The following is an 11289-nucleotide window of genomic DNA, read 5'->3' on the forward strand; positions in this document are numbered from 1 at the left end:
ATGCTTGAAACTTTGGCACCGCACCATCACATGTGGTTCAACAATAAATCCCGTTAAGGAGCATTTTTATGGCTACCGTGAAGGTCGATAACTCGAATTTCCAGTCGGAAGTTCTGGATTCCGCAGAACCCGTCGTCGTTGATTTCTGGGCTGAATGGTGCGGACCATGCAAGATGATCGCGCCAAGCCTCGAGGAAATTTCCGTCGAGATGGCCGGCAAGGTCAAGGTGGTTAAGCTCAACATCGACGAGAATCCCGAGCTTGCCGCCAAGTTTGGCGTGCGCTCGATCCCGACGCTGGCGCTGTTCAAGGCCGGCGAAGTTGCTGACATCAAGGTCGGTGCCGCACCGAAGTCGGCCTTGTCGAGCTGGATTTCCAACGCCGCCTGATACTATTCATTCGTTAGACATCGAAAAGCCCGGCATGCCGGGCTTTTTGCTATTTTGGTGGTGTACCGTTGTCGGCAAGCACATCGCCGACAAGATAGAGTGAACCGCCAATCAGGATTCGCGGCGGCAGACTATCGGGCTGCAGGCTGGCGGCGATCGAATCCAGTGCTTCGCCCACTGACGACATTGGCTCCGCCACCAGTCCAGCATCGTAAGCAGCGTGGGCGAGGATGACCGGGTCGATCATCGCATCGCTGTGCTTGATCGGCACGCAGAAGACCTTTTCCGCAAGGCCCGCAAAGGCCTTGAAGTAACCGATCGGGTCCTTGGTGTTGATCATGCCGGTGATCAGGAACAGCGGCCGGGGCTGGCGTTCCTCGAAATTGGCGATCGCCTCGGCAATCACCTCGCCGGCGCCGGGATTGTGGCCGCCATCTACCCATATTTCCGCGCCAGCAGGCGCCCGGGCAAAAAGCTTGCCCTCCGTCAGGCGTTGCAGACGGCCCGGCCATTCGACCGTGGTCATCGCCTTCTCCATCATCGCATCGGTGACGATGAAACCGGCTGCCTTGACGGCGCGGATCGCGGCGGCGGCATTGGCATGCTGATGGCGCCCAGGCAATCGCGGCAAGGACAGATCGGCAAGACCGAATTCGTCCTGGTAGACGAGCCGCCCATATTCCTCATGGGCCGAAAAATCCTGGCCGAACACGGCCGTTGGGCAATGCAAACGCTCGGCCGTCGTCGTCAGCACGTCAAGCGCCGCGTCATATTGCTGGTGACCGATGACGACAGGAATGCCGCGCTTCATGATACCCGCCTTTTCGGCGGCGATCAGCTCGACCCTATCACCGAGATAGGGCTGGTGATCGAGCGAGATCGGCATGATGACGGAGACGGCGGGATCGGAGATGACGTTGGTGGCATCGAAACGGCCGCCGAGGCCAACCTCGATAATCGCCGCATCGGCCGGATGCTCCGAAAACAGCAGGAACGTCACCGCGGTCAGGATTTCGAAGACGGTGATCTTCTGGCCGGCATTGGCATCGGCAACGCGACGCAGCGCCTCTGCGAAGACGGCATCATCCACCAGCTGGCCACGGCCGCCCTTGACGCCGATGCGGTAGCGTTCGTGCCAGTTGACCAGATGCGGCGAGGTATGGACGTGGACGCTCTTGCCGCCCGCCTCGAGAAGCGCGCGGCAGAAGGCGGTGACGGAGCCCTTGCCGTTGGTGCCGGCGACATGGATCACCGGCGGCAGTTTCTTCTGCGGATTGCCGAGAATCTCCAGCAGCCCGGTGATGCGCTCGAGCGAGAGGTCGAACCCCTTGGGATGCAGACCGAGGAGCTTGTCTATCTCCCGTTCTGCCTCACTTGTGGTCGATTGATCCATGGAGCTCATTGCGCACCTCCGCTGTTCGGCCGCCCGTCGCTCAGGCGTGGGCGGCCATCGGCAGCATGACTTCGCCCTGATGGGCCGAAGCGCTTGCCGGCTGTTTGGTCAGGATCTTCAGAAGCCGGGCCAGCATCTCAGGGATGTCATGGCGCTTGATGACCATGTCGACCATGCCATGCTCAAGCAGATATTCCGAGGTCTGGAAGCCTTCCGGCAGTTTTTCGCGGATCGTCTGCTCGATAACGCGCTTGCCGGCAAAGCAGATCTCGGCGCCCGGTTCGGCCAGATGGACGTCGCCCAGCATAGCGTAGGAAGCGGTAACGCCGCCCGTGGTCGGGTTGGTCAGCACGACGATATAGGGCTGGCCGGCTTCCTTCAGCATGTCGACGGCAACGGTCGTGCGCGGCAGCTGCATCAGCGACAGGATGCCTTCCTGCATGCGCGCCCCACCGGAGGCCGGGAACATAACGAGCGGGCATTTCTCGGCGATGGCGCGTTCGAATGCCTTGACGATCGCTTCACCCGCAGCAAGGCCGAGAGAGCCGCCCATGAAATTGAACTCGTGCACGACGGCAACGATCTTCAGGCCCTGCAGCTTTCCGACACCGGCAAGAATCGTGTCTTCCTGCTCTGTCTTGACGCGGCTGTCCTTGAGGCGATCGCTGTATTTCTTGGAATCGCGGAATTTCAGCGGGTCCTGGGCGACCTTAGGCTGCACCAGCGCTTCATATTCGCCATTGTCGAACAGGTCGAGCAGACGCGCCTTGGCCGGCATCTTCATATGGAAGCCGGAAGCGGGAATGACCCATTTGTTGTCTTCCAGATCCTTGTGAAAGACCATTTCGCCGGTCTCCGGGCATTTGATCCAGAGATTTTCAGCGATATCGTCGCGACGGCCCAGCATGGAATTGATCCGCGGGCGAACGTAATTCGTGATCCAGTTCAAATCGACGTCTCCTGAATGACTGAATTGACCGAAGCCAATGTGGGGACACTATTCGGCAGCAACAAGGCGCGCCGAACGGGTTCCGGTTGATAGACCACGGACGAGGGTCGCCACCGCCTGTACGGTATCGGCGGTTGCCTTGCCATCCTTGGTCAGCGAATTGGCGACCTGATTGACGATCGCGGTGCCGACCACGACGCCATCGGCGGCAGCGCCGATGACCTTGGCGTGCTCTGCAGTCTTGACGCCGAAGCCGACGCAGACCGGCAGGTCGGTATGGCTCTTGATGCGGCGAACCGCAGCCGAGACCATGCTCGGATCAGCCATGGCGGACCCGGTGATGCCGTTCATCGAAACATAGTAGACGAAGCCGGAGGTGTTGCGCAGCACCATCGGCAGGCGCTTGTCATCGGTGGTCGGGGTTGCCAGGCGGATGAAGTTGACGCCCTTACGGATCGCCGGGATGCAGAGTTCGTCGTCCATCTCGGGCGGCAGGTCGACGACGATCAGGCCGTCAATGCCGGATGCCAGCGCGTCGTCGAGGAACTGTTCGACACCGTAAATGTAGATGGGATTGTAATAGCCCATCAGCACGATCGGCGTTGTGTCATCTGTCTTGCGGAAGTCTGCGGCGAGCTGCAGCGTCTTCTTCAGCGTCTGCCCGGCTTTCAGCGCACGCTGGCCAGCCATCTGGATGGCCGGACCATCGGCCATAGGGTCGGAAAAGGGCATGCCGAGTTCGATGACGTCGGAGCCGGCTTCCGGCAGGGCCTTCATGATGCCGAGCGACGTATCGTAGTCGGGATCGCCGGCCATGAAATAGGTGACGAGCGCCGGACGGCCCTCGGCTTTCAGGTCTGCGAAGCGTTTGTCCATACGTGCGGTCATGTCAGAGCTCCACGCCTAGAATTTTGCCGACCGTGAAGATGTCCTTGTCGCCGCGGCCACAGAGATTCATCACGATGATCTGGTCCTTGTCCATTTTCGGAGCGCGCTTGATGACCTCGGCCAGGGCATGGGCCGGCTCGAGCGCCGGGATGATGCCCTCGAGGCGGGTCAGCATCTGGAAGGCGGCGAGCGCCTCTGTGTCCATGATTGGCACGTATTCGACGCGACCCATGTCCTTCAGCCAGGAATGTTCGGGGCCGATGCCGGGATAATCGAGGCCGGCCGAGATCGAATGGCCTTCCTTGATCTGGCCGTCGCGGTCCTGAAGCAGGTAGGTGCGGTTGCCGTGCAGGACGCCTGGCGAACCGGCGGTCAGCGAGGCGCAGTGCTCCTCACCCTCAAGGCCCTTGCCGCCGGCTTCGACGCCGACGATCTTGACGCTCGGATCGTCGAGGAACGGATGGAAGAGACCGATGGCGTTTGATCCGCCACCGACGGCTGCGACCAGCATGTCCGGCAGGCGGCCTTCGGCGGCCATCATCTGTTCCTTGGCTTCCTTGCCCATCACAGACTGGAAATCGCGGACCATTTCCGGATAGGGGTGCGGGCCGGCTGCAGTGCCGATCATGTAGTAGGTGTCGTCGACATTGGTGACCCAGTCGCGCAGCGCCTCGTTCATGGCGTCCTTCAGGGTGCCGTGACCGGAGGACACCGGCACGACCTCGGCGCCGAGCAGCTTCATGCGGAACACGTTCGGTGCCTGGCGCTCAACGTCGGTGGCGCCCATGTAGACCACGCAGGGCAGACCGAAACGGGCGGCGACGGTGGCGGAGGCCACGCCATGCTGTCCGGCGCCGGTCTCGGCGATGATACGGGTCTTGCCCATGCGCTTGGCCAAAAGGATCTGGCCGATGCAATTGTTGATCTTGTGCGAACCGGTGTGGTTGAGCTCGTCGCGCTTGAAATAGATCTTCGCGCCGCCAAGCTCGGCGGTCAGGCGCTCGGCAAAATAGAGCGGGCTCGGGCGACCGATATAATGGGTGTTGAGATAGTCGAGCTCGGCCTTGAAGGTCGGATCGGTCTTGGCATTTTCCCATTCGGCCTGCAGGTCGAGGATCAACGGCATCAGCGTCTCGGCGACGAAGCGTCCGCCGAAGATACCGAAGCGGCCGTCTTCATCGGGTCCGGCTCGGTAGGAATTCACGTTTGGCATCTCGTTCACTGTCAGCTCCCTGAGGCTGTTGCCGGCATGCGCGCTGCGGCAACGGCGTCGAAAAATTCGTCGATCATCGTCAGATCCTTCACGCCCGGTGCCGTCTCCACACCCGACGAGATATCAATACCGGATGCCTTGGTCGAGGCGAGCGCAAGGGCGACATTGTCCTTGTTCAGGCCACCGGAAAGCATGTAATCCACGCGGCCGTCAAGCCAGGCCATCAGGCTCCAATCGAAAGCAACGCCGTTTCCGCCCGGCAGTTCCGATCCCTTCGGTGCCTTGGCGTCGAACAGGAAGCGATCGGCAATGCCGATATAGGCCTCGACGCGGCGCAGATCTTCCGCATCGCGAACGGAAAAGGCCTTCATGACGATCACATTATAGAGCGCCTTGATGGTCAGCACCCGCTCCGGGCTCTCGTGGCCGTGCAGCTGCAATATGTCTGGGCGAACCAGCGCCATGATCTCGTCGAGGTCGTCATTGTCGGGATCGACGACGACGGCGACAATCAAAGCCTTACCGCGCACGCGATCGGCCAGCGCTCCGGCCAGATCGGGCTCGATATAGCGCGGGCTTTTTTCGAAGAAGATGAAACCGATGTGGGTGGCGCCGCGCTCGACAGCGCGATCGACCGTCTCGGCCGTCTTCAATCCGCAAATCTTGATATCGGGTTTCATGGCAGGCAAGTGACACGAAATGGCTGAAGAGTCGAGCCTCTTCGCAAGGAGTGCGGCATTTCGGACGCCTGTGGGGCTAACTGAAATCAATGGCGTGCAGCTGGCTTCCATGTCGCTTCAGCCAGGATTTCGCATCTTCCATGTGCGGGCACAGCTTTTTGCAGAGGGTCCAGAAACGCGGTCCGTGATTCATTTCCTTCAAATGCGCCACCTCATGGGCGGCGAGGTAATCGATGACTTCAGGCGGCGCCATCAGGATGCGCCAGGAAAAGCTCAGATTGCCTTGCGAGGAGCAGGAGCCCCAGCGACTGCGTGTGTCCTTCATGGTGATCGACGCGACCTTTGCGCCGATCGTGGCCGCGTGCAGCTTCACCAGCCGCTCGAGATCGGTTCGAGCTTCCTTTTTGAGGAAGGTAGCGATCCGCCGCCCCGCATGCTCCGGCAGGCCGCTGACCCGCAGGATGCGCTCGCCGTCGAGATGCAAGGCCTCGGTGATCCCGCGCAGGCTCCCGGAGTGCTCGATCTGGTGGGGGATACCGCGGATCAGGATCTCGCTGCCTTCGCCAAGCTTGGTATCGAGCTCGAATTTCGCGAGCTTGGTGATCAGCCATCCCTGGTGACGGTCGAGGAAAGCATTGATTTCGCGCGAAGGCACACCGTGCGGCACCGTCATCTTCAGCGCCCGCCCGCCGGGCTCGATGCGCAGCGTGATGCGCGTGGCGCGCTCGTTCTTGCGGATGGTAAGGGGCATCAGCCGGCCGTTGAGGTCGAGCGTACGCGTTTCCGGCGCCGGCGGTGTCCGAACTGATCTGCGGGCTTTTGAAAGAAGCGGAAACATCGGCTCCACTTATATGATTCGAGGCGACGTCTGGCAAAGAAAAACCGGCATCTCGCGATGCCGGTTGATCTGTCGATCAGGGGGTCTGGAACTCGGGCCCCTGACCTTCGCCCGGGCGTTTCACCGCGTTGCGTTCGCGCATGAAACGGTCGAACTCTTCCTGGTCCTTGGCACGGCGCAATTCGCGCACATAGCTATCGAACTCGGCGCGCATTTCATCCAGCTTGCGGCGTTCCTGCTCGAGACGGTCGAGCTCGGCCTGCCGCCAGTCGTCGAAGACGACATTGTCGCTGTTGAAGTGCTGGCGATAACGGCGGCTGTTGCGGCGGAAGCCGCAGAACATGCCATCGGTGGCTTGGTTGATGTCTCTCTTGAAGCCTCTCAGGCGTTCGCCGAAAAGGATATAGGCGAGCATGGCAAGACCCAGCGGCCAGAAGACCACAAAGCCGAGAACCATGAGCGCGATGGTTGCCGGTGTCCACTCCGGCCGAATCAATGCAGACTGATTCATCGTGAGGTACCTCGATAATGCGGCCGGCTGAATGCCGGAACCGCTGGAATCGATGTGGGAATGGCTGCGTGCAGCTTCAATACAGACCGCCGGGAATTCGACCCTTGGGCTGCCTTGACGATACGAAATCACGGTTTCGCCGGTCTCCGGCCAACTTTCAGCCTTTTATCAGACCCCAGTCGGCCCGGCACCGCGGGAATGGGTTTTCGCAAATGCCAGAATGCGCGGCGCTATCTCGCGGCGGAAGCGTGAGCCGTTGAAGACACCGTAGTGGCCGACATCGGGCTGCAGGTAATGCATGCGCATGGCATCCGGAATATTGCTGCAGATGGTTTGGGCCGCCTCAGTCTGGCCGACGCCGGAGATGTCGTCGTTTTCGCCCTCGACCGTCAACAGCGCCACCTTGCGGATGGCGGATGGGTCGACGCGGTGGCCCCGATGGTGCAACTCCCCCTTCGGCAAAGAATGCTTCATGAAGACCTCCTCGACCGTCTGCAGGTAGAACTGCGAGGTGAGGTCCATGACGGCCAGGTATTCGTCGTAGAATTCGCGGTGTTTTTCCGGCTCCCCGTCATTCTTGACGAGGTGCATGAAGAAATCCTTCTGGGCGATGACGTGCCTGTCTAGGTTCATCGACATGAAGCCGGAGAGCTGCAGAAAGCCCGGATAGACCGGTCGGCCGAAGCCCGGCAGCGGCCAGGGAACATTCATCACCACATTCTCGGCAAACCACTCGATCGGCTTGTCCATTGCGAGCTTGTTGACCCCAGTCGGATTGATGCGGGTGTCGATCGGACCGCCCATCAACGTCATCGAGGATGGCGACATCGGATCGCCGGCCTCCTCCATCAGCGCTGCGGCCGCCAGGACAGGCACGGATGGCTGGCAAACGGCGACCACATGGGTGTCATGCCCGAGGTGGTGCAGCATGGCGATGATATAGTCGATGTAATCGTCTAGATCGAAATCCCCTTCTTCCATCGGCACCATGCGGGCATCCGTCCAGTCGGTGATGTAGACTTCGGCGGCGGGGAGTAGGGCCTCGACCGTGCCGCGCAGCAGCGTCGCGTAGTGGCCCGACATCGGCGCGACGATCAGGATCCGCGGGTCTGGCGGATGGCCTTCTGGCAATGCCCTTTTGAAATGGATCAAGCGGCAGAAAGGCTTCTGCCAGACGATATTTTCCTCTGCCTTCACGGCCTTGCCATCGATGAGGGTCTGCTTCAACCCGAACTCCGGCTTGCCATACCGGCGCGTGCTGCGCTCGAAAACCTCTAGGCTGGCGGCGATGGTCCTGCCGAAGGGCGTTTCGGCCAGCGGGTTGAGCGGATTGTCGTAAGCCTGGCGCATCATCCCGGCGGCTGCGCGGAACGGTACCATGACCGCATGGTTCAGTTCATAGAGGTGATAGAACATGATCGGCATTACCTTTTCGACTGAGGCCGAAAGACAGCACGCTCGTGAGCGCCCAGGTCGGTATTGCCTGTTTCATTAGCATCTTTTGTTGGAGCCAGACACAGTTACTGCTCCAAAAAACATAAAATGCCGGAGAAATGATCTCCGGCATAGGACTGTGGCCTTGGTTGATCTTAGCGATCGGCCTGGAACGTCTGGCGCTGGTCGCCGAGACCTTCGATACCGAGTTCTACGACGTCACCCGGCTTGAGGTATTGCGGTGGCTTCATGCCCATGCCGACCCCGGGAGGCGTTCCTGTCGAGATGACATCGCCCGGATGCAGCGACATGAACTGGCTGAGGTAGGAGACCAGGTAGGCGACGCCGTAGACCATGGTCTTCGTTGAGCCATCCTGCATCGTCTTGCCGTTGACCTTCAGCCACATGCCGAGGTTCTGCGGGTCGGCGACCTCGTCCTTGGTCACCAGCCAGGGGCCGATCGGGCCGAATGTGTCGCAGGACTTGCCCTTGGTCCATTGGCCGGCGCGTTCCGTCTGGAAGGCACGCTCGGAGACGTCATGCGAGACACAATAGCCGGCAATGTAATCCAGTGCGTCAGCTTCGCTGACATATTTCGCCGTCTTGCCGATGACGACACCCAACTCGACTTCCCAATCGGTCTTTTCCGATCCGCGGGGGATAAGCACGGTATCGTTAGGGCCGACGATGGCGGAGCTGGCTTTCATGAAGATGATCGGCTCAGGCGGCACGGTGGCGCCGGTCTCGGCAGCATGGTCGGAGAAATTGAGGCCGATGCAGATGAACTTGCCCGTGCCCGCAACGCAGGCGCCGATCCGGCCGGCCGCCAGCTCGGGCAGGCTGGAAGGGTCGATCGCCGCCAGTTTGGCGAGGCTGTCGGGATGGATTGCCGCGCCGCCGATGTCGGCGACGTGGGCAGAGAGATCGCGAATCTTGCCTTCCTTGTCCAGAAGGGCCGGCTTTTCCTTGCCGGGCTCGCCGACGCGCATCAGTTTCATGGTCTTGTCCTTCCTGCCATTCTCTTCGCAATGGTGCTCAGCCACATATGAACGAAACATTCACCTGTGTCATCCGAGGATTTCGGTGTGACTCTACGCCGACCCTTTCCCTTGGCAACATCCTACAGATTTTCATGTCGGATATCCCATACATCCGACGAGAATATTCACTCTAAAATGCGCTTAGAACAGCTCCTCGAGAGCAGGTCCAAGCGGCACGATCCGGGTTGGGTTCAGGGTCTCGATCGAATAGTAGCCGCGTTTGATGTGGTCGAAACTGACGGTCTCGGCGATACCCGGCCAGTCGAGCATGCGCCGGCAGAAAGCGCTCAGGTTGGCATAATCCGACAGGCGGCGGAGATTGCATTTGAAGATGCCGTGATAGGCGACATCGAAGCGCACGAGCGTGACGAATAGGCGGATATCGGCTTCGGTCGGGTGGTCGGCAAACAGGAAAGGTTTTCCGTCAAGTTCCGCCTCCACCCAGTCGAGGCAGCCGAATACGTCGGCAAATCCCTCTTCGTAGGCGACCTGCGTGGTGGCAAAGCCCGTACGATAGACGCCGTTGTTGAGTGCGGGATAGATGCGGGCGTTGAAGGCGTCGATCTCTTCTCGGCGGTTTGCCGGATAAAGATCGATCGAATTGGATGCGAGGTCACCGAAGCCGTCGTTCATCATCCTGAGGATGTCGGAGGACTCGTTGTTGACGATGGTCCCGGTCTGCTTGTCCCAGAGGACGGGCACCGTTGCCCGTCCGGTAAAGTGCGGATCGGCGCGGGTGTAGATCTCGTGCATGTAACGGGCGCCGTTGACCGGATCGTCGGTGGCGCCGGGATAATCGCCAAACTGCCAGCCTTGCTTGGTGAGGGCCGGCTCGACCACCGAGATATCGATGACAGTCTCCAGGCCCTTCAGCACGCGGCCGATCAGCGTGCGCGACGCCCAGGGGCAGATCAACGCCACATAGAGATGGTAGCGACCGGCCTGCGCGGCAAAACCATCGGTGCCTGTCGGGCCGGCGCTGCCATCAGGCGTCACCCAGTTGCGGAAGCTCGACGTCTGGCGAACGAAGCCGCCCTTTTCATCCTTTGCCTGCACAGGCTGCCAGTCTTCCGTCCACTTACCATCGATCAGCATCGCCTTCTCCTCCACGCGCGCGAGAACCCTGTTCTAGCCGCTCTATCCGAAAGAGAAATCACACATTGTTGAAACAGACCGTCACCCACGGAGAGCGATCGGAAGCGGCTATGATCTGGACTATAACGGTTCGCACGCTATACCTCGTCAGGCATTCTGCCCAAACAAGGACGCACTTACCCGAAGTGCCGACCGTTTCGAGAGAGAACATCATGACCAGCAGCAACAGCCGCGAATCCAACTATCCGATCGAACCGCTTTTCCTCGATCGTTGGTCTCCCCGCGCCTTCAGCAACGAAACGATGCCCGAAGCCGATCTCCTGACGATCCTCGAGGCTGGCCACTGGGCTGCTTCTTCCTACAACCACCAGCCCTGGCGTTTCGTCTATGCGCTGCGCGGCTCGGAGCAGTGGGATACCTTCATGAGCCTGCTGATCGACTTCAACCAGGGCTGGGTGAAGTCGGCCGCCGCGCTGTTGTTTATCGTCTCGCGCACCCACTCCGGCGAACTCGGCTCGGATGACCAGAAGCCGATCTACAGCCATTCCTTCGACGCCGGCACCGCATCGGGCTATGTCGCCCTGCAGGCGCATCTCTCCGGCTATGCAGCGCACGGCATGACCGGCGTCCATTTTGACAAGGTTCCGGGCGCCCTCGGCATTCCGGACGGCTTCCGCGTCGAATGCGCCGTTGCCATCGGCAAGATCGGCGACAAGAGCCAGCTGCCGGAAGGCCTGCGCGAGCGCGAAGTTCCAAGCCCGCGCAAGCCTCTTTCGGAAGTCGCCTTCAACGGCAAGTTCGTCGCCAAGTAAGGTCGCCGCCCATTGAAAAGCCCGCGCTGCAGATCTTGCGGCGCAGG

Annotated in this window: 12 protein-coding genes; 2 read left to right on the forward strand and 10 right to left on the reverse strand. The window is 60.6% G+C overall.

What is annotated here, in order from left to right; translation table 11 throughout:
• Nucleotides 1-68: 68 nt before the first annotated feature.
• Nucleotides 69-389, forward strand: a complete 321-nt coding sequence (trxA, locus tag VH564_RS20855; protein ID WP_423341776.1) for a thioredoxin — start codon at nucleotides 69-71, stop codon at nucleotides 387-389.
• Between the two features lie 49 nt (nucleotides 390-438).
• Here the strand turns inward: trxA and VH564_RS20860 are convergent, their stop codons facing one another.
• The 10 genes from VH564_RS20860 to VH564_RS20905 form a co-directional block, all read right to left on the reverse strand.
• On the reverse strand, nucleotides 439-1791 hold the full coding sequence (locus VH564_RS20860) for a bifunctional folylpolyglutamate synthase/dihydrofolate synthase (protein WP_423341777.1): 1353 nt from the start codon (nucleotides 1789-1791) through the stop codon (nucleotides 439-441).
• A gap of 31 nt (nucleotides 1792-1822) precedes the next feature.
• On the reverse strand, nucleotides 1823-2731 hold the full coding sequence (accD, locus tag VH564_RS20865) for an acetyl-CoA carboxylase, carboxyltransferase subunit beta (RefSeq protein ID WP_423341778.1): 909 nt from the start codon (nucleotides 2729-2731) through the stop codon (nucleotides 1823-1825).
• 48 nt (nucleotides 2732-2779) lie between these two features.
• A complete protein-coding gene (trpA, locus tag VH564_RS20870) occupies nucleotides 2780-3619 on the reverse strand; it encodes a tryptophan synthase subunit alpha (RefSeq protein WP_423341779.1) in 840 nt (279 codons plus the stop codon).
• A gap of 1 nt (nucleotide 3620) precedes the next feature.
• Entirely contained in the window at nucleotides 3621-4832 is a 1212-nt protein-coding gene (gene trpB / locus VH564_RS20875; RefSeq protein WP_423341819.1) for a tryptophan synthase subunit beta, read from the reverse strand.
• A gap of 11 nt (nucleotides 4833-4843) precedes the next feature.
• On the reverse strand, nucleotides 4844-5512 hold the full coding sequence (locus VH564_RS20880) for a phosphoribosylanthranilate isomerase (RefSeq protein ID WP_423341780.1): 669 nt from the start codon (nucleotides 5510-5512) through the stop codon (nucleotides 4844-4846).
• A gap of 76 nt (nucleotides 5513-5588) precedes the next feature.
• Complete coding sequence (locus VH564_RS20885) at nucleotides 5589-6350, reverse strand: M48 family metallopeptidase (RefSeq protein ID WP_423341781.1); 762 nt, start codon at nucleotides 6348-6350, stop codon at nucleotides 5589-5591.
• A gap of 76 nt (nucleotides 6351-6426) precedes the next feature.
• Nucleotides 6427-6861: a DUF2852 domain-containing protein gene (locus tag VH564_RS20890; protein ID WP_423341820.1), complete on the reverse strand. Its 435-nt coding sequence runs from the start codon at nucleotides 6859-6861 to the stop codon at nucleotides 6427-6429.
• Nucleotides 6862-7029: 168 nt separating this feature from the next.
• The gene (locus VH564_RS20895) at nucleotides 7030-8277 is read right to left on the reverse strand and encodes a polyhydroxyalkanoate depolymerase (RefSeq protein WP_423341821.1); all 1248 of its coding nucleotides are present in this window, start codon (nucleotides 8275-8277) and stop codon (nucleotides 7030-7032) included.
• A gap of 173 nt (nucleotides 8278-8450) precedes the next feature.
• The gene (locus tag VH564_RS20900; protein ID WP_423341782.1) at nucleotides 8451-9293 is read right to left on the reverse strand and encodes a fumarylacetoacetate hydrolase family protein; all 843 of its coding nucleotides are present in this window, start codon (nucleotides 9291-9293) and stop codon (nucleotides 8451-8453) included.
• 183 nt (nucleotides 9294-9476) lie between these two features.
• Nucleotides 9477-10430 (reverse strand): glutathione S-transferase family protein, encoded by a 954-nt coding sequence (locus VH564_RS20905; protein ID WP_423341783.1) that lies wholly within the window; start codon nucleotides 10428-10430, stop codon nucleotides 9477-9479.
• A gap of 212 nt (nucleotides 10431-10642) precedes the next feature.
• On the opposite strand from VH564_RS20905, the gene VH564_RS20910 reads away from it, so the two are divergent.
• Complete coding sequence (locus VH564_RS20910; protein ID WP_423341784.1) at nucleotides 10643-11242, forward strand: nitroreductase family protein; 600 nt, start codon at nucleotides 10643-10645, stop codon at nucleotides 11240-11242.
• Nucleotides 11243-11289: the final 47 nt, after the last annotated feature.

The organism is Rhizobium sp. HT1-10, from assembly GCF_049472505.1.
Lineage (GTDB): Bacteria > Pseudomonadota > Alphaproteobacteria > Rhizobiales > Rhizobiaceae > Rhizobium.